13 protein-coding genes and 7 pseudogenes are annotated in these 17,483 nt (G+C 67.8%); 8 read left to right on the forward strand and 12 right to left on the reverse strand.

The features are described from left to right. Window positions 1-64 precede the first annotated feature (64 nt). Together ACIRDU_RS34705 and ACIRDU_RS34710 are read right to left on the reverse strand one after the other, a co-directional pair. Window positions 65-705: pseudogene (locus tag ACIRDU_RS34705) on the reverse strand (transposase); the annotation flags it as partial. A 20-nt stretch (window positions 706-725) separates the two neighbouring features. Next, window positions 726-824: pseudogene (locus ACIRDU_RS34710) on the reverse strand (IS5/IS1182 family transposase); the annotation flags it as partial. A 103-nt stretch (window positions 825-927) separates the two neighbouring features. Between ACIRDU_RS34710 and ACIRDU_RS34715 the strand changes: the two are divergent. Both ACIRDU_RS34715 and ACIRDU_RS34720 read left to right on the forward strand, forming a co-directional pair. Then, complete coding sequence (locus ACIRDU_RS34715) at window positions 928-1,599, forward strand: hypothetical protein (RefSeq protein WP_403587291.1); 672 nt, start codon at window positions 928-930, stop codon at window positions 1,597-1,599. Window positions 1,600-1,931: 332 nt separating this feature from the next. After that, entirely contained in the window at window positions 1,932-5,216 is a 3,285-nt protein-coding gene (locus ACIRDU_RS34720; protein WP_403587293.1) for a DNRLRE domain-containing protein, read from the forward strand. 65 nt (window positions 5,217-5,281) lie between these two features. Here ACIRDU_RS34720 and ACIRDU_RS34725 read toward each other — a convergent pair whose 3' ends face one another. The 5 genes and pseudogenes from ACIRDU_RS34725 to ACIRDU_RS34745 all read right to left on the reverse strand — a co-directional run bounded on the left by ACIRDU_RS34725 (window position 5,282) and on the right by ACIRDU_RS34745 (window position 9,522). Beyond that, window positions 5,282-5,797, reverse strand: coding sequence for a hypothetical protein (locus ACIRDU_RS34725; protein ID WP_403587296.1), 516 nt, complete (start codon window positions 5,795-5,797; stop codon window positions 5,282-5,284). 175 nt (window positions 5,798-5,972) lie between these two features. Continuing rightward, window positions 5,973-6,747: pseudogene (locus ACIRDU_RS34730) on the reverse strand (IS5 family transposase). 217 nt (window positions 6,748-6,964) lie between these two features. After that, window positions 6,965-7,448: pseudogene (locus ACIRDU_RS34735) on the reverse strand (lamin tail domain-containing protein); the annotation flags it as partial. A gap of 146 nt (window positions 7,449-7,594) precedes the next feature. After that, window positions 7,595-8,272 carry a response regulator transcription factor gene (locus tag ACIRDU_RS34740; protein ID WP_403587299.1) on the reverse strand — a complete coding sequence of 226 codons (678 nt, stop codon included), beginning with the start codon at window positions 8,270-8,272 and terminating at the stop codon, window positions 7,595-7,597. Further along, on the reverse strand, window positions 8,269-9,522 hold the full coding sequence (locus ACIRDU_RS34745) for a sensor histidine kinase (RefSeq protein ID WP_403587302.1): 1,254 nt from the start codon (window positions 9,520-9,522) through the stop codon (window positions 8,269-8,271). The genes ACIRDU_RS34740 and ACIRDU_RS34745 overlap by 4 nt, the downstream gene beginning before the upstream one ends. Before the next feature lie 125 nt (window positions 9,523-9,647). On the opposite strand from ACIRDU_RS34745, the gene ACIRDU_RS34750 reads away from it, so the two are divergent. From ACIRDU_RS34750 to ACIRDU_RS34760, 3 genes are read left to right on the forward strand one after another with little or no spacing between them, the layout of a single operon-like run. After that, window positions 9,648-10,595 (forward strand): ATP-binding cassette domain-containing protein, encoded by a 948-nt coding sequence (locus tag ACIRDU_RS34750; RefSeq protein ID WP_403587305.1) that lies wholly within the window; start codon window positions 9,648-9,650, stop codon window positions 10,593-10,595. Continuing rightward, window positions 10,592-12,154, forward strand: coding sequence for a hypothetical protein (locus ACIRDU_RS34755; protein WP_403587308.1), 1,563 nt, complete (start codon window positions 10,592-10,594; stop codon window positions 12,152-12,154). The genes ACIRDU_RS34750 and ACIRDU_RS34755 overlap by 4 nt, the downstream gene beginning before the upstream one ends. After that, window positions 12,151-12,987 carry an ABC transporter permease subunit gene (locus tag ACIRDU_RS34760; RefSeq protein ID WP_403587311.1) on the forward strand — a complete coding sequence of 279 codons (837 nt, stop codon included), beginning with the start codon at window positions 12,151-12,153 and terminating at the stop codon, window positions 12,985-12,987. Before ACIRDU_RS34755 ends, ACIRDU_RS34760 begins: the two co-directional genes overlap by 4 nt. A 236-nt stretch (window positions 12,988-13,223) precedes the next feature. Here ACIRDU_RS34760 and ACIRDU_RS34765 read toward each other — a convergent pair. Together ACIRDU_RS34765 and ACIRDU_RS34770 are read right to left on the reverse strand one after the other, a co-directional pair. Further along, window positions 13,224-13,367 (reverse strand): annotated as a pseudogene (locus ACIRDU_RS34765) (ATP-binding protein); the annotation flags it as partial. Window positions 13,368-13,431: 64 nt separating this feature from the next. Then, window positions 13,432-13,857, reverse strand: a pseudogene (locus ACIRDU_RS34770) (hypothetical protein); the annotation flags it as partial. 1 nt (window position 13,858) lies between these two features. On the opposite strand from ACIRDU_RS34770, the gene ACIRDU_RS34775 reads away from it, so the two are divergent. Beyond that, window positions 13,859-14,188 (forward strand): hypothetical protein, encoded by a 330-nt coding sequence (locus tag ACIRDU_RS34775; RefSeq protein ID WP_403587313.1) that lies wholly within the window; start codon window positions 13,859-13,861, stop codon window positions 14,186-14,188. Further along, window positions 14,185-14,664, forward strand: a complete 480-nt coding sequence (locus ACIRDU_RS34780) for a hypothetical protein (protein ID WP_403587316.1) — start codon at window positions 14,185-14,187, stop codon at window positions 14,662-14,664. Before ACIRDU_RS34775 ends, ACIRDU_RS34780 begins: the two co-directional genes overlap by 4 nt. Here the strand turns inward: ACIRDU_RS34780 and ACIRDU_RS34785 are convergent. The 3 genes and pseudogenes from ACIRDU_RS34785 to ACIRDU_RS34795 all read right to left on the reverse strand — a co-directional run bounded on the left by ACIRDU_RS34785 (window position 14,661) and on the right by ACIRDU_RS34795 (window position 16,887). Beyond that, entirely contained in the window at window positions 14,661-15,542 is an 882-nt protein-coding gene (locus ACIRDU_RS34785) for a hypothetical protein (protein ID WP_403587319.1), read from the reverse strand. The two genes, ACIRDU_RS34780 and ACIRDU_RS34785, sit on opposite strands and share 4 nt — an antisense overlap. Window positions 15,543-15,560: 18 nt before the next feature. Continuing rightward, window positions 15,561-16,103, reverse strand: a pseudogene (locus ACIRDU_RS34790) (lamin tail domain-containing protein). Between the two features lie 613 nt (window positions 16,104-16,716). Continuing rightward, complete coding sequence (locus tag ACIRDU_RS34795) at window positions 16,717-16,887, reverse strand: hypothetical protein (protein WP_031106884.1); 171 nt, start codon at window positions 16,885-16,887, stop codon at window positions 16,717-16,719. A gap of 324 nt (window positions 16,888-17,211) precedes the next feature. On the opposite strand from ACIRDU_RS34795, the gene ACIRDU_RS34800 reads away from it, so the two are divergent. Then, window positions 17,212-17,433 (forward strand): hypothetical protein, encoded by a 222-nt coding sequence (locus ACIRDU_RS34800; protein ID WP_403587322.1) that lies wholly within the window; start codon window positions 17,212-17,214, stop codon window positions 17,431-17,433. Window positions 17,434-17,483: the final 50 nt, after the last annotated feature.

The raw sequence follows: 17,483 nt of genomic DNA on the forward strand, positions 1-17,483 counted from the left end.
GGCCCAGACGTAGCTTTCGGGCAGCAGGTCGGTGATCAGGACGGTTCGGATGCGGTCGCCCTCGCCGACGATGACCTTCGGCGGTGTGCTTGTTCCGCCAGATGATGTAGCGGCGGATCATGCTGCCTTGCTCTTTGTGGCTTGCGTGGTCGGTGCCGTCCAGCGTGAAGTATCGCAGGGCGGTGAACTGGGCCTCGATGCGGTTCAGCCAGGAGCTGTTGGTCGGGGTGTAGGCGAACTCGACGTTGTTGGCCTCGGCCCAGTCGCCGACCCGGGTGTCGTTCTTCGTGGTCAGGTGCGGGGAGAAGTTGTCGAGCAAGATCGCGATACGGATCTTGGGCGGGTAGAGGCTGCGCAGATAGCGGCAGAACTCCAGGAACCTCATCCGGTTCTTCTTCGGCTTGATGTGGCCGTAGAGCTTGTCCTTGCCCAGGTCCAAGGCGGCGAACAGATGTCTGACTCCGTGCGGGCGGGTGTAGGTCGCCCGCAGGCGGGGCCTCGGCTCCCGTTCGGGGTCCTTGTGCTTCCCGCCGCTCGGCCCACTGCCGCCCCGGGGGTGAGGCTGGAGGTTGAGCGGGCCGAACTCGTCCATGCAGAAGACGACGTCGCGCTCGCCCTCCTCGGTATGACCTCGCCGTCGGCGATGGCGTAGAGGTGCTCGACGCGGGCCTTCTTGGCTGCATAGTCCGGGTCGCGGGAGGTCTTTCAGGTCTTTAGACCGTGTCCTACGTGGTGAGGCGGACGAGTCGCTTGTAGCAGCAAAGGGCGGCTGCGAGGCCGAGGAAGGCCAGGTAGTTGCGGGGATTGCGTTCGTAGCGGGGGCTGAAGAGAGGCCCGCGAAATCTCGAAATCGGGCTCGGATACTCCGGCGATAACGCCCGTGGCTAGGTTTGCGGCATCCCTGTCACGTCCGGTGAAAGGCATCCTGTGAAGAAGCTCGCCTCTGCCTTGCTCTCCGCAGTCCTCCTGGGCATGTCCGTCGCCGCCACACCCGCCGCCTCGGCGGCCACCGCGTCAGGCACCACTGCCTCGGCGGCACCCGGTTGCGTCACCGAGACCAAGGAGGTGAGCCAGGGCTACGGAACCATCATCGTGTGCGTAAACGAGGACGGTTCCGCCCGGGCCTACGGCGACCTCCACTGCACCGCGTTCGGCGCCACCCTCGTGATGTGGGACATCGGCTGGCAGACCGCTTCCGGTGCCAAGTACTCGACCGTGGCCACGGCCGGCTGGGGCTACGACGACATCGAGCTCGACGTCGACCCCTCGGCCGGCCCGGACGGGATCAAGGGGATCACCGGAGTGGACGAGATCCATCTGACCACGATCTACATGTGCCCCCGGCCGGAGGAGGAGAGGCACGCGAAAGCCGTCGTCGGCCAGGCTGGAGGTTCCCCGGCGTGTGAAAGGCCGGGTAGGCCATTCTTCATCCAGCGCATTAGGCTGAAAAAACGTCACACTCCTTGCGTGCACGGAGAGTTAGCGTCACTTTCAGGTCACCTCGGCCTTGAGGCGCGTTCTCTCCACAGCTCCGTTTTGCCGCTCAGGGTGGGGAATGCTCCCTATCGGACATCTCGACTTCCCCATCACGACAAGTGAGGTCACAGGCCAAGCAGGGACCGGATTCTTCGCTCTGCACGTTCCCCCATCCGTCCTTGTGGGGCCGAGGATCTGATGTGATCTACCTGACGTTTGATCACGTGCGTCCCGACATGCCAAGCGCGCCCATCTCCCGACTAGTTGTCTGATGCACGTGTCCTGAAAGCAACTTCAGAGGGGTTGCTTTTCCTGTCAGGGTCCTGCCGTTCGTGCGACTCCGCACAGACGTTTGAGTTGACCCATGAGGAAGGGCACTGCACTTCGTGTCGCCATCCACACGATCCACCCCAGCAAGACGCATAAGAGGCAACCGAGTTGCGGCAGCAGCCGCATTGCTGCTGATCGCCGAGGCGGGGATCGCCATCACGGGCCAGGCCGCCGCGGCTTCTGGCCCTGACCGCAGCACGTCTGCGGAAGCCGCCCAGACTTACAAGGCTGACGCTCGCAAGGCCGACGCCAAGAAGGCCGCTCGCCACGCCAAGGGCTCGAAGGAGTGGGCGAGACTCGAGGCTCGGAAGACCGGCAAGAAGGTCGTCGCCTCTGACGAGACGACGGCCACCTCGTACACCGTGGCCAACCCCGACGGCACTCTCACCACCGAGCTGACCTCCGGACCCGAGCGGGTGTGGCGGGCCGGTGCGTGGCGCAAGGTCGATGCCACGCTGACCCGGGCCGGTGACGGCACGGTGAAGGCGAAGGAGCATCCCAACGGGCTGCGCCTGGCCGGCAAGGGCGGCACCGCGCCGCGTTCGCTGGCCGCTGCCCGTGACGCCGCCCCGCGTGATCTCGTCACGCTGGGCAGTGGTGAGCAGGCCGTGACGCTGCAGTGGAAGGGTGGTCTTCCTGCGCCGGAGCTGGACGGCACCACTGCTCGCTACCCGGAGGCCGTACCGGGCGCCGACGTCATCGTCGAGGCGACGCGGACCGGCTTTGAGCAGTACGTCGAGATCAACGAAAGGCCCTCCGGCGCCTATTCGTACACGCTGCCGGTCAAGGCCAAGGGGCTGAAGGCCAAGGCGGACAAGGACGGTTCGGTGACGTTCACCGACGCCGAGACCGGTGAGCGACGCGCGACGATGCCCGCCCCCGTCATGTGGGACGCCTCGGTGGACAAGCGGTCAGGCGAGCACACCCGCCGGTCCCGCGTCGCCATGAAGGTCGTGAACAAGGGAACCGGCCGCATCGACCTGGTTGTCACGCCCAGCGCGGAGTTCCTCGCCAGCCCCAAGACCCGGTACCCGGTCACGGTTGACCCCTCGACCTCCGCCCTGGCGTCCACCTTCGACACCTACGTGCAGCGCGGTGAAACAGTCGACTGGTCGGCCGACACCGAACTCGACTTCGGTAACCCCGGCACCACCAACGCCGACGGCACCACCCGCGTGGCCCGGTCCTTCGTCCACTGGAACACCACGCCGATCCAGGACGCATTGATCATCGACACGAACCTGGCGCTGTGGAACTTCCATTCGGGCAACACCGACTGCGCCGCCCAGGCGTGGACCGTATGGGACACCACCGCGGCGTCCACCTCGTCCCGTTGGACGAACCAGCCCACCTGGAACAAGCAGTACCACTCCTCGACCCAGACCCGCGGCAACCCGGACTGCACCGCCACCCAGCCCGACGGCTGGATCAACGCAGACGTCGACACCCTCGTGCAGACCTGGGCCTCCGCGAAGGCGACCCGCGGCTACATGGGTCTGCGCACGGAGACGGACGACACCCGTGCCTGGAAGCGCGTCAACTCCGGCAACGCGACCGCGAACCAGCCGAAGCTGACCGTGACCTACAACTACCGTCCCTCCGACGGAACGGCGCAGCAAGCTGGTCCGCCCTTCAAGACCTACAACGGTGTGTGGGCCGTCAGCACCCTCACACCAACGCTGAGGGACCAGTTCGCCGACGCGGACGGCGACAAGGTCAGTGGTAGCTTCCAGGTCTACGACGCGGAAACCAACACGCCGATCACGACTCCGGCCGGGGACGGCGTGCTTGTGTCCGACTTCGTCACACCCGGCGAGTGGGCCACCGTGACGGTCCCCGAGGGGCAGCTCGTCGACGGCAAGATGTACAAGTTCCGCACCAACGCCTACGACGGCACCCACTACAACCTGGGATGGTCCCCGTGGCGGACGTTCGTCGTGGAGACCGCCGCCGCCGGCGTCCCAACCAGTCTTCAGCCGGGCGACACCTACACGATCAACGATCCCGCGCTGATCGCCGACCCCGCTCAGGTTGAGCAAGTCCTGAACAGGGACGGGAATCTGGACGCGCTCGGCATCAAGCCGCGCACCGGTCCGTCCGCTGAGCAGCCTGCCGCAGCCACGTCCGGTACCTCCAGCAGTGCCGCGGCCGGTACGGCACAGGGGCCGACCGTCGGGACGATGGCTGCTTGGGAGCGCACCTACACCGTTCCCAGTCAGCGCTTCAACCGCGGCCGCAAGCCCGAGAACAACGGCCAGGATCCCTACGAGTACATCGCCGACGTCGACGAGTGCCATAACGCCGACGACTCGGACAACGCATCGGGGTGGATCAAGAACCGGTTCTCGTACTGCCAGGAGACTCTGACGGTCATGCCGGCGATCAGGTGCGGTCTCTGGCCCCCCGGCTGCTATCTGCAGGGCACCTTCATCTCGACCAACACCCTCATCGGTCGAGGACAGATCGGCGGTCTGGGTGACAGCACGCTGACCCGGTTCGCCGAATTCGATTTCAATGTGGATGTTTTCCTCTCCAGCGGAGACTTCAACAAGGCAGGCGCCAAGTTGGAAGCGAAACTGGAGTGCGAGGGAGACTGGGACATCGGAGTTCCGGGCAGCCCCACGGCGGAGGACGCCTGCCAGCCTGGCGTGTACACCGGCCGCAGTGACTCGCCCAGCCAGTGGAAGTACAACGGTGACACGAAGTTCGACCTGTGGTCGCTGGCGCCCAGGCTGCCCGACGTCGCCAACGGCGATCAGATAGCCACGGGTCTTTTCACCCCGGTCCTCAAGTTCACGATCCCCGGGTACTCCCAGGTCATTCCTTCCGAGGGCGAGCAGGGAGAGGTCCGCTTCGACAGCGCCGCCTACAACGTGCGGGCGAAGGTGGGTTCCGTCTTCCCCGACGCGACGCCTGCCCTGCGCTACGACCGCAGCGACACGTCCGATCCGAGTGCTCCCGTGGAGCCGTACATCGGAGTCGCCGCTGTCGCGGACCACATCGGCGACGCTCTGGACGACCCGAGCAGCACTTATCCGACGAAGAGCGACAAGAAGCTGCCCGGCGGGAGTGCCCTGAATCCGATGCACCGCCTCGTGCCCGGGTTCGGGTTGAACGAGCAGGCGCGCTACGACGCCAACCGCTCCGTGGTCTCCTCCACATGCAACAACGCCGCCGTTCCGGGCCGACCCACGGCGGGAGAGCAACGCGACTGCGACGAGTTCCCCTTCGCCTCCAGCTATCAGGGGGCCGCGCGCTACCAGTACGAGGGGGATGCGTACCGCGACGACTTCTCCGTCCGCTACATCGACTCAGACGAGAATCAAGAGGCCGGGCGGCGTCTCGGCGCCTGGTACGACAACGACCGGATTCTCAGTCATGACCCGTTCATAGTCGTCATCGGCGACTGACCGGACCTCCGGTCTCGAATGATCGTCATGCGGGGCCGCTCCATCGGAGCGGCCCCGCATTTCTCTTACTCTTCCACGATGTCTTCACTGGCCGTGATGCGCCAGATTTGGACCAAGCAGTACTGATCCGCGCCGTTCAGTTTCTCCTCGTGTCTCAAGGGCATGGGCAGGGGTTCGCGAATTCCCGCCAGTGGAGAGGTGAAAGCCCCGCCTGCAGGATTAAATATCCATTGCCATCGCATCCTGTACAAGCCGGACGAGGGCAGGATCAGGGGGGTTTCCTTCTGCCCGCCGTCGATGGTTTCCAAGGCGAGGTCACCGCCGGGAAGCTCCACCTCCACCTCTTCCGTACCGGACCACTCCTCATCGGCCGGCGGAGGGACGGTTGACCAACTCTCCAACCGCACAGACGCCCGGATCACCTGGGGCGGCACCTGCAGATACACCATGCCAGGGGCAGAAAGGAGCCATTGTGAGCGATCCGCATGGGGTGCATACGTATCGATACTCGTGTCGACTAGACCGAAGATGCGGTAACTTGGGGAAACCGTGGTTTCGTGGAAATCCAGCAGCCTGCTCATGGGCACCTCACACGTGATTCGTTGAGTCGCGAGCAGCATAATGCCCGGCGCTGCCGACCTGGTTGGGGACTCCAAAGGCCCACGGAGCCATTCGTCGCCGCTCAGCCCGTGTGGAGTGCAGGACCAGCCGGTGGAGGCGCCGGCTGGTCGTGGGTGCCCGCAGTTAGACACCGTTTCAGTTGGTGAGTCGGCGGTAGCTGATGAGGGCTGCGGCCATGCCGACGAAGGCCAGGAAGCGCTCGGCCTTTCCCCGTAACGGCGGTGCAGCCTTCGACATCCGCCCAGCCAGGAGACCGTTCTCTCGACGACCCAACGGTGTCGGCCGAGCCGCGTGGACGACTCGATGCCCTTGCGGACGATGCGGTGGCGGATGCGACGCTCACGAAGCCATTTCCGCAGGTCGTCGTAGTCGTAGCCCTTGTCGGCATGGAGCTTGGCCGGACGCCGGCGGCGCGGGCCGCAGCGGGAGCGGATGGGCGGGATCCCGCGCACGAGCGGCTTGAGGCCGAGGCTGTCGTGCATGTTGGCACCGGAGATGCCCAGCGACAGCGGCACGCCGTTTCGATCCGTGATGAGGTGGATTTTCGAGCCCGACTTGCCACGGTCGGTCGGATTCGGTTTCGGTCAGTTGCCCCCTTTTGCCGCCCGGACGCTGACAGAGTCGATAGCGCACCGCAACCAGGCCAGCTCGCCCAGAGCGCCGAGTTCGTCGAGGATCACCCGGTGCAGCCGGGCCAACACCCGCTCCCCGCTCCACTGGGCGAAGCGCCGGTAGACCGTGGGCCAGGCCGGCCCGAAGTGGCCACGAAGATGATCGCTGCCAGGCATTCGCGGTCACCGGCCCGACGCCGCCCGCCACCTTGCGGCCGTATGACCTCCGTCGGAGGGACCACCCGCCGAAACAGCACCCACAACTCGTCCGGCACCAACCGCTCCACCAGATCCGTCATGCATGGCTCAACGAGCGATCACGCCATCAGAAACGATGTCTAAGGGCGGCGGTGCTCCCGGCGCCGGAGCGGTTCGTCTGGCCGGGCAGGACGGTGGGTGCTGCGTGCCGGGTCGGACTGGCTCGCGCGCCCGCGACCGTGTCGTCTGAAATGGGACGCACCCGGCCCTTCTGGCCGGGTGCGTCTGTATCTTGTCGGGGCGTGGGTGTGGTGTTCGGTGCATGCCCGCTGTGTGGTGGGTCAGCGGTGGTGGCCGCCGTGGCTGGTGGTGGCTCCAGGGCCCGCGGTCGATGCGGCGTCCGTGGTCGTTGCGGGGGGTGGCGGTGTCGGCCCGGTTGTCCCAGACGTAGTGGCGGCGGTCCTCGTACAGGTCGCTGTCGGTGTCACGGCCGATGCCGGTGTGGACGCGGACCGTGGAGCGGCCTTGTGCGGCGGTCCTCGTCCTTGAGGGTCCAGCCGTCGAGGTTGGCGGTGTGACGGTCAGTGTTGGTGATCTCCACCCATTCCCGGTTCAGGGAGCGGTTGGAGTGGTCGTCACGGCCGGGGGAGTCGTACTGGACGTCCGAGATCTTCACCTTGGACCGCTCGGGGCGGGCGTGGTCGGCGGCGGATGCCGGCAGCGTGACCACCGAGACGATAGCGCCGGCGGTGAGTGCGGCGGTGGCGAGACGGCGAGCGGTGACGGAAGCGGAAGCGGACAAGAGGTCCCCTTATGGTGCGGACACCTTCCCCGGGGAGCCGCTGGAGGCTGCCGGACAGTGGGTGTGGTGCGCGTCGGCCTCGCCGCCCTTGCCCGCCAGACCCGCCGCATGAGCACGGCCTCCGCTCGCGGGCCGCCGGCCCCTGCTCAGTCGGGTGGGACGGCTGGGTCGATGATCCGATACCCCACGCCGGGTGTGGTGGCGATGACCGGGGGGTCGCCGAGTTTGCGTCGTAGGCGGCTGATGGTCACGGTGACGGTGTTGGTGAACGGGTCGGCGTGTTCGTCCCATACCTGTTCGAGGAGGTTTTCCGTGCTGAGAAAGGCGGGGCTGGCGTTCAGGAGGGCTTCGAGTACCGCGAATTCCTTGACCGAGAGGTCGAGTTGGTGACCGTCGCGGCTGGCGGTGCGGCGCATCGGGTCGAGTTCGATGCCCGCTGTGCTCAGGGTGCGGGACCGGGCGGCGGGGCGACGGCGGGCCAGGGCGCGGATGCGCAGGACGAGTTCGGGAAAGTGGAAGGGCTTGGCGAGGTAGTCGTCGGCGCCCAGGGTCAGGCCGCTGACGCGGTCCCCGGGTGAAACGGCGGCGGTCAGCATCAGGACCATCACGCGGCCGTCCCGCTCGGTGATCATCTGGCAGAGGGTGTCGCCGTGGATGCCTGGCAGGTCGCGGTCGAGCACGACGACGTCGTACGTGTTGACGTCCAGCTTGGCCGCGGCGTCGAGCCCGTCGTGGGCCACGTCTACGGCCATGCCCTGGTCGCGCAGTCCCTCGGCGATGACTTCGGCGAGGGGGCGGGCGTCCTCGACCACCAGGACTCTCAACGCGCGACGCCCGTCTCTGTGTTGGGAGCTTTCGCCGTCGCCCTGCCGTCCGTACGGGGGAGGGTGATGGTGACGCGCAGGCCGCCGTTGGGGCGGGCGCGCAGGTCCAGGGTGCCGTGGTGGGCCCGAGTGATGGCCGCGACGATGGAGAGGCCGAGGCCGCTGCCCTGGCCGGTGCCGGTCCGGTCGGCGCCAAGGCGGCGGAAGGGCTGCGCGAGGTCCGCCACCCGCCGCTGGTCGAGGACCGGTCCGCTGGACTCGACGACGAGGGACACTGCGCCTGCGTCGTCTCCTTCGGCCTGTACCGCGACACTGATCCAGCCCCCGGGGCCGTTGTGCGCGATCGCGTTGTCGACCACGTTGTCGACCGCGCGGCGCAGCAGCGTCTGACTGCCCCACACCCACGCGCAGTCGTCGATCCGGTTTTCACGCACAGTCAGGCCCTTGGCCGCAATGTCCTTTGCCCGTCCGGTCAGGGCGGTCAGCGCGAGTTGGCCGAGGGCGAGGCGCGTCGAGTCGGTGAACTCACCGTGCTGGGTGCGAGCCAGGACGAGGAAACTCTCCAGCAGCCGGTCCACCTGGTCGAGTTCGGCGCGCATCCGGGCGGCCAGCGTGGCCGTGGTCTCGGGTACCGGGCCCGGCTTGGCGAGGGCCACGTCCAGGGAGGCCCGCATCGTGGTGAGCGGGGTGCGCAGCTCGTGGGAGGCGTTGGCGACGAAGAGGCGCTGGGCGTCGAAGGAGCCCTCCAGGCGGCCGAGGAGGTCGTCGATGGTGTCGGCGAGGTCCTTCACCTCGTCGCCGGGGCCGCCGATGGCCAGGCGTTCGTGCAGGCTGTCGGCGGTGATCCGGCGGGTGGCCGCTGTCATCACGCGCAGCGGGCGCAGCACCCGGCCGGCGACGAACCAGCCGAGGCCGATCGAGATCACCGCCATGACGCCGAGGGCGATGGCGGAGCCGATCAGGATCTGCCGGGACTGGGTGTCGTGCGCCTGGGCCAGTTGTTGCTCCAGTTCGTCGATGCGGCCCTGGGCCTGTGCCGCCGTGACGGGCTGATCGGTGCTGCCATCGGGGGCGGTCTGGCTGGAGCGCGATCCGCCGGATGCCACCACTGCCGCGATGGCCAGCAGCGCCGTTCCCGACAGCAGGAACAGAGTCACGTACAAGGCGGTGAAGCGGGTGCGGGCAGTGCCACGGCGCAGGCCGAGCCGGGTGGTCAGGCCCCCGAGCCGTCGGGGCGGACCCCATTTCATCCGCATGCTCCCCTCTCGCCACCGCACCAGGACACGTACCGGGCCAGGCTAAGCCGAGGCACCTAACAGCGAGATGACAGGGGCCGTTCGGCCCCTGTAACTCGCTCCGTCACAGGGTGGGGCCCATGAGCGATGAGAGTACGAAGGCGACGATCGAGGTCATCGGTCTGCGTAAACGCTTCGGGCCACAGCTGGCTCTGGACGGGATGACGTTCACTGTGCGGCCCGGACGGGTGACCGGCTTCGTCGGCCCGAACGGCGCGGGCAAGTCCACCACCATGCGTGTGATCCTGGGCCTTGACGCGGCTGAGGAGGGAAAGGCCCTGGTCGGCGGGGTGCCGTACCGCACCCTGCGTCGCCCGCTTCGGCATCTGGGGGCACTGCTCGACGCCTCCGCGCTGCAGCCGAGCCGCACCGCCCGTAACCACCTACTGTGGCTGGCCCACTCACAGGGTGTGCCGACCCGGCGGGTGGACGAAGTCATCGATCAGACCGGCCTGGGCACCGCAGCCCGGCGCAAGGCCGGCGGCTTCTCGCTGGGCATGCGCCAGCGCCTGGGGATCGCGGCGGCGCTCCTCGGTGACCCGCCGGTCGTCATGCTGGACGAGCCGTTCAACGGCCTCGACCCCGACGGCATCGTGTGGATGCGCGGCTTCCTGTCGTCGCTGGCCCAGCAGGGCCGCGCCGTCCTGGTCTCGAGTCACCTGATGGGCGAACTCGAAGACACCGCGGACCATCTCGTGGTGATCGGGCGCGGCCGGGTCGTCGCGGACGCCAACGTGTCCGATCTACTCGCCGAGGCGTCCGGCGGCCAGGTCACCCTTCGTACCTCCGCGCCTCCGCGCGCCGCCCAGGTCCTGCACGGCGCGGGCGCCACCGTTCTCGCCACTGGCCCCGACACCCTTGGCGTCACGGGCCTGCCCGACGAGGAGATCGTGGCCCTGCTCGCCCGGAACGGGGTGCCGTTCTCCCAGGTGTCCGTGCACCGGGCGACGCTCGAAGAGGCGTACATGGAGCTCACCCGTGACGCGGTGGAGTACCGGGGCATCCCGGCAGGGGAGGCCACGCGATGACCGCCACCCTCACCCCTCGCCCCCCGGCCACGAAGCGCGCTGAGCGGGGCGGGTTCCTCAGGACGCTGCACGCCGAGTGGACGAAGTTCCGTACGGTACGCGGCTGGGTCCTCGCCATGGCGGGGGCCCTCCTGGTGACGATCGTGGTCGGCCTGCTCGGAACGGCGGCCCCCGCCCCCGGCGGTCGCGGCGCCGACTCCGCCTCGTATCCGAAGGGCCCCGGCGGCGAGGCCGTCAATGACAGCTTCTACTTCGTCCACAGGACACTCAGCGGCGACGGCGCCCTCACCGTTCCCCTGCGGTCCCTGACCGGTGTGGCCGACACCGGGACCGGCAAGACGGCCCAGGGCGCCCAACCCTGGGCGAAGACAGGGATCATCGTGAAGGAAAGCCTCACCCAGGGATCCCCGTACGCGGCGGTCATGGCCACCGGCGGCCACGGCGTGCGCATGCAGTACGACTACACGCACGACACGGCGGGCCCTTCCGGCAAGGTCTCCAAGGAGTCCCCGCACTGGCTGCGCCTGGTCCGCTCCGGTGACAGTCTCACCGGTTCCACCTCCACCGACGGCTCCCACTGGACCAAGGTCGGCCATGCGAAGCTGCCTGGGCTTGCGCGCACCGTGCAGGCCGGGCTTTTCGCGACGTCACCGCAGGCGAAGCAGGACACGGCGGCGGGCCCGGGCTTCAGTCCCGCCGTGGCCACTGGCACCTTCGGCCGCCCCGCCCTTACCGGTGACTGGCCCCAGGGGGCGTGGAGCGGCACACAGGTGGGCGGCGACGCGGGCACCTCCGGCAGCTACACGAACACCACCAAGGGCGGCTTCACCCAGACCGACGGCGGCGGGTTCACCGTGACCGGGGCCGGTGACATCGCACCGGTCGTCGGCGGGCCCGTCATGGGCGTCGGCTTCTCCGTCGAGAACTTCCTCGTCGGCACCTTCGCCGGGCTGATCGTGGTGATCGCCGTGGGCACGGTGTTCATCACCGGCGAGTACCGGCGCGGTCTGCTGCGTACGACCATGGCGGCAACTCCCCTGCGGGGCCGGGTGCTTGGTGCCAAGGCGCTGGTGGCCGGGGGCATCGCGTTCGCCCTCGGCCTGGTCGCCGCCGCGATCACCATCCCTGTCGGAGAACGCAGCGCGCGCGGCAGGGGCTTCCATGTTTTCCCCGTCACGTCGGCGACCGAAGTGCGCGTCATGGTCGGCACCGGCCTGCTCTGCGCGGCCGCCGCCGTGCTCGCTCTCGGCGTCGGTGCCCTTCTGCGGCGCAGCGGCACGGTGGTCGCCCTGGTCATCGCGTCGATCGTGCTGCCCTTCCTGCTTGCCACCTCCGGCGTACTGCCCCCGGGCGGCTCGGAGTGGCTGCTGCGGGTGACCCCGGCTGCGGGCTTCGCCATCCAACAGACCCTGCCGCAGTACGCGCAGGTGCTCAGCGTGTACGAGCCGTCGACCGGCTACTACCCGCTGGCGCCATGGGCCGGCCTCGCTGTGCTGTGCGGATACGCCGCGCTCGCCTTCGGTCTGGCCGTGGTGCGGCTGCGCGGGAGGGACGTATGAGTCTCCTGAGAAGTGCACGACTCACGAGCACGGCGGACGGCGCGTGGCGAGTGGACTTCGGCATCGCGCTGCACGCGGAGTGGACGAAGCTGCGCACCGCAGGGGGAATGGGCAGGTTGCTCCTGCTCGCCGCCGCGCTGACCGTGGCCGTCGGCTGCGGCACCGCCAAGGCCGTGAAGTGCCCGGACTCAGGGTGCGGCCAGGACGCCGTCAAGCTCGCCCTGACCGGCGTCACCGTCGGGCAGGCGGTCATCGCCGTCTGCGCGGTGCTGGCCGTCAGCGGCGAGTACGGCACGGGGATGATCCGCACGACGCTCATGGCAGTGCCGAACCGGCTCACCGTCCTTACCGCCAAGGCGACGGTCCTCACCACGGTCGTCCTGGCCTCCGGGACGGCTGCCGTCCTGGCCTCCCTCCTCGCCGGCCGCTACATCCTGCCCGGCAACGGATTCACCGAGGCGCACGGCTATGCCCCGCTGTCCCTGGCCGACGGCCCGACCCTGCGGGCGGCCGTGGGCTCGGTCCTCTACCTCGTCCTGATCGCCCTGATCGGCCTCGGCGTGGCGACGACGGTACGGGAGGCGGCGAGCGCCATCGGGATCGTGCTCGGGCTGCTCTACCTGTTCCCGGTCGTCACCCAGGTGGTCAACGACCCGGAGTGGCAGCGCCAGCTCCAGCAGATCGCGCCCATGACCGCCGGGCTCGCGATCCAAGCCACCGTCCATCTGCATGAGCTGCCCATCGGCCCATGGGCCGGCCTGGGCGTGCTCGCCACGTGGGCCGCGGCCGCGCTGCTGGTCGGCGGCCTGCTGCTGCACAGGCGCGACGCGTAGCCGAATCGAGCCGACCGCGCGAGCACGGGGAAGCGTGCGGGAGGAGGCAGACGGCAGCAGTTACTGAGATTCCGGGCTTGATTGTCGTGCGGCTGCATGGATCCTGAACTGCGGTTGGTTCGGTCGTTCGACGACACCAAGCAGAGATCATCAGTAGAGGAGCGGGAGTAGGGTGCCGGCTCGCGGCCAGTGATTGCGCCCCCGGGTTGTCATGGTCTGACCCCCGGGGCCGTCGGTCAGGTGGCGGTGGCTTGCTGAGCCTGGGCTTTGGTGTGGGCGAGGCGGTAGGACTCGGTGCCGGTTTGGATGATCGCGCCGTTGAGGGTGAGGCGGTCGACGATGGCCGCGCAGAGCCGGGGGTCGGTGAAGGTCTTTGTCCACGATGAGGTCGTTGGCGTGCAGCAGGACCCTCAGCTGGCGGCCGATGAAACGAACCGGCACCGAGTAGGCGTTGCCGCGGACGCTGATCTGGCTGAAGCGGTTGACCCTCGGGGTGAACCAGCGTCCCGGCTCGAACGGCTCGGTCGGCAACGGCCGCAGCAGGTGCTGTTCCTGCGCGAAGTAGGCGCCGACGGTACGGGTGCGGCCCCGCAGCCTCCGGCCTTCGTCGTCCCGGTCCCACTGATCGACCATCGCGTTCAGCTCCGTGAGGGAGGCCACTTCGGGGACGGGGACGAAGTGGTTGCGGAGCAGTTCGCGCAACTTCAGCAGAAGGTCGGCGCTCGCCATGCCGAGGTGCTGAAGCACTCCGACGGTGACCAGTTCGTGGTGGAGTACGCCCGGCTGGTGAACGTCACCAGCAAGCTGGTGGATCGAGAAGACGATTCCCGAATGTCTGGCCGAACCCGATCGCAGACGGAGTGAGCGCATCGTGACATGGTCCTGGCGCGGCCAGGCGGCTGTCGGCGCGGTGTTGATCGCGGTCGTCTTCGTCCTCGACCGCTCGACTTGGTGGTTGGTCCTGCTGGTCCCGCACTTCGGGGGAACGGTGGCCGGCTGCTTCCAGAAGGTCGATGCCGAACAGCACCGTGACCGCCGCTTCGGGGCCATTGGACTGCACGTGGTCGCGCTCCTGATGGCCCTCATCAGCCTGAGCGTGATCAGCCGGTGGTTCATCATCGCCGCCGCCGTGGGCTGGAAGCTCGTCGCCGGGTCCTTGATGGACAGCACGGACGCGGGTGCGCATGAGGCGCGGCGGTGAGCGACGACTACAGCTACCAGATCCGCCGTCTGGAGACCCGGACCGGCGGGATGGAGCACGAGCTGCACTCGCTGCGTTCGAAGCTGGGGGAGGTCGAAGACCTCGATTACGAGCTACGCGACATCCGGGGCGGCATCCGCAGCCTCGAGGACGACCTCAGCACCGTCCGCAACGACCTCACCGAGCTGGACGACGACGTACGCGGCCACATCCAGGACACGGATCAGTCCCTCAAGCGGTTGACCGGCCGCGTCCAGGCCCTCGAAGCCCACCTGCTCGCCGCGGGCGGCGCCCCACTCGCCGACCTCGACACCATCGACCCGGAGTGGAAGAAGCTGGCCAGGACCGCCAACCACGGCTGGCACGTGCGCTCTGGCCTGCACCACAGACACCAGCGCGAGGCCCACCGCCTCAAGGCCCGCGAGTACGAAGGCGCGGCCAGTGCTCGAAACCCAAGAGCACTTGGGGCAGCCTAGATGCCCATCACGTACCACTGCCTAAGCGATGTGCCACGCAGGTACAAGTGCCGGCCTCGTCCGATAGGGCGTGCGTACCGCTTGAGCGGTGCACCGTTGGGGAGGGTGAGACAGGCTTCCTCTATCAGTAGGGCCTCATGCTCTGTCATGCGGCAATGATGCAGGCGGTCTGGTTGCCGGTTGCCGCCGAGCATGACGATCTGCTTTCCGTGCACAGCCATGCCCGCAGGAGCGACCACGGGAATCCTCCGTAGTCGGATCTGACCGTCGGTCCGGGCCTCGAGCAGCGGGAAGGTCGGGTAGTAGCTGGCCCACGCGACACCGTCGTCAACATTGAAGGCATAGACCGTATCGATGTACTCGATGCCCTCCGGAGGCGTGTACCCCCACTGCTGGTTGCCGCCGCTGTCCCAGCGCACCAGGCCGGCGGAGCTGATCGGGTCGATGTAGACGCCTTCGTCGAAGTAGGCACTCCATACATGGTGCCGCCGGTCTGCCATCAGGTACTCGACCGCACGCCCCATGGCGAAGCTTCGGCGGCGTCGGCCGTCAGGCCCGTAGATCTGAGCATTGTGGTCCCCCGCGTCACCGTGGCCCTCCAGGACCAACCGGCCATTGGGCAAGGCATCCAACCGGGTCGCCCGCAAGCTCACACCGCGCAGGAGCTGTTCCCGGACCGCGCCGCCGCTGTTGATGACGAGAAGCGCGTCGTAAGGCCGGGTGCGGGGCTGGGGGTAGGGCCTGCCAAACGAGCTTGGTTGGAGTTCCGCGTCTGGGCAGATCAACCAGAGGGCCCGGCCCCAGGCGTCCACTGTGGTCGCCAGGACCTTCTGGTGGTCGTACTGCCGAGGCAACAGTGCGTGGGAACGCAGTGCCACCTTCCTCAAAAGATCACCTCACGGGCGCATGAACACGACTCGCTCATGATCGCATCCCCTCCAACCCGCCATCGGCCTCCGTGCCAATGCCACGGAGGTTGAAACGCGAGATGACAGATGATCTACGCAGCAGCCGCGGCCGCGGTCGTTGCGCAGGGTGGCGGTGTCAGAGCGGTTGTCCCAGACGTAGTGGCGGCGGTCCTGGTAGAGATCGGTGCTCCGGTCCCGGCCGACGCCAGTGTGAACGCGGACGGTGGCGCGGCCCTCGATGCGGTAGTGGTCGAAGGTGTCGGTGTGGACGTCCTCGTCCTGAAGGGGCCAGCCATCGAGTTGACCGCACGGCGGGCGGTGTTGATGATCTCCACCCACTCGTGGTTCAAGGAGCGGTTGGAGCGGTCGTCACGCCCGGGGGAGTCGTACTGAACGGCCGAGATCTCGACCTTGGGCCGGTCGGGGGGGCTCGGCGGCAGAGGCCGGCAGAGTCACCACAGAGACGAGCGCGCCGACGGTGAGTGCGGCGGCGGCGATACGGCGAGCGGTGACGGAAGCGGAAGCGGACATCAGATCCCCTCACGGTGCGGACACCCTCCCCGGTCCAGCCACAAGGGACGGTCCGGGGATGTTGGTGCGGTGTGCGGTCACGGCCGACTGGCCCGCACACACACTCTGTCCACGCCGTGAATAAGTTGCGGGGAAACGCGACACCTTGTTAATGGTTGTCCATTTTTCCATGACTCCCAGATGCAACATCCATGTATGTCACCCGTGTGGGATGTGGACACGCTGACATCCTGTCAGGCCTTGCGGGGGCTGAGCGTGGCGTCTTCCTGCTAGGCCCGCCACCTAAAAGGGGATTGGGTTGTCACCCGAAAGTGAGTAACAGCAGGCTGGTAGCCGAGCCTTCGAGGTCTGGCCTGGAGAAACCGTCTGTCAGAGAAGGGCGCCACTGGTGACTCCGCTCCTGCCGTGAGGGGTGAAGCCGGTTGTGCGGGGCGTCGGGATGTGGCTGGGGTCCGGTGGTTGGAGGCGCAGGTTCCGCTGCTTCACCGGGCCACAGCTATAGGCCCGAGTGCTCGGAAAGGTGATGGTTACACCGTTTGCCCGGGGAGATGCCTTGAAGCCTGTGGGCCCCGGGTGTTCCCGGGGCCCACAGGCATGTGGCTGTGTGCTGGGGTTACCAGCGATACCAGCGGCCCTTGCGGCCGCCAGTGTCCGCACTGCGCAGCACGAAGCCCAGCAGCCAGACGACCAGCACGATGACGGCGATCCACCACAGGGCCTTCAGCGCGAAGCCCGCGCCGAAGAGGATCAGAGCCAGAAGCAGAACGAGAAGCAGGGGAACCATAGTTATCAACCTCCGCTGCTCCTCGTGCCCGGCGATTTGAAGAACACGCGGCCGATCTACCTGGTTTCTTCACTGCTCTTGCGGGAATTGGTCCCCGTTTCGTCACCGGCGTTCACCTCACGGACAGTGAGCGTTCGGCGTGTCCGAGCCACCTGGCGTTCGGAAGCGGGACATCGCCGGTTTTCTGGCATCAGACCGACGACGTCCAGCACCAGCGCCCCGACGACGGCGGCATCTGATACGCGGCATCTGGTATCCGGCAGACCACCGCATCACCAGCACCTCCACCACCCACCTCATGCGGCTCCTGGGATGTTGGCCTGGATGGCTGGGCGGCTGATCGAGCGTCGACGTGATGCGGACGATTTTGCACACGTCGTAGCGGGTGCCCGGCGTCTGTTCTTCGTACCGGCCAATGCCCGCCGCCGCGCCTTCGAGGCCCGGCCGAAGCCCGAGCAGCCGGACGACGTGGTCAAGCCCGCCGACCAGCAGCAGCACCACACGAACCGGCCCGACCACGGCAGGGGAGCAGGCCGAGACCGGTGAGGGGATGGCAACCGGCCAGGGCCTGGCCGATCTGCGACTTCACCCGCGAG

The organism is Streptomyces sp. NPDC093598 (assembly GCF_044764825.1).
Classification (GTDB): Bacteria; Actinomycetota; Actinomycetes; order Streptomycetales; family Streptomycetaceae; genus Streptomyces.

What these genes read in the sequence shown, in the direction of transcription:
- ACIRDU_RS34725 (WP_403587296.1), bottom strand. Translation starts at nt 5,797, where the DNA reads ATGAGCAGGCTGCTGGATTTCCACGAAACCACGGTTTCCCCAAGTTAC.
- ACIRDU_RS34745 (WP_403587302.1), bottom strand. Translation starts at nt 9,522, where the DNA reads ATGAAATGGGGTCCGCCCCGACGGCTCGGGGGCCTGACCACCCGGCTC.
- ACIRDU_RS34750 (WP_403587305.1), top strand. Translation starts at nt 9,648, where the DNA reads ATGAGCGATGAGAGTACGAAGGCGACGATCGAGGTCATCGGTCTGCGT.
- ACIRDU_RS34755 (WP_403587308.1), top strand. Translation starts at nt 10,592, where the DNA reads ATGACCGCCACCCTCACCCCTCGCCCCCCGGCCACGAAGCGCGCTGAG.
- ACIRDU_RS34760 (WP_403587311.1), top strand. Translation starts at nt 12,151, where the DNA reads ATGAGTCTCCTGAGAAGTGCACGACTCACGAGCACGGCGGACGGCGCG.
- ACIRDU_RS34795 (WP_031106884.1), bottom strand. Translation starts at nt 16,887, where the DNA reads ATGGTTCCCCTGCTTCTCGTTCTGCTTCTGGCTCTGATCCTCTTCGGC.
- ACIRDU_RS34800 (WP_403587322.1), top strand. Translation starts at nt 17,212, where the DNA reads ATGGCTGGGCGGCTGATCGAGCGTCGACGTGATGCGGACGATTTTGCA.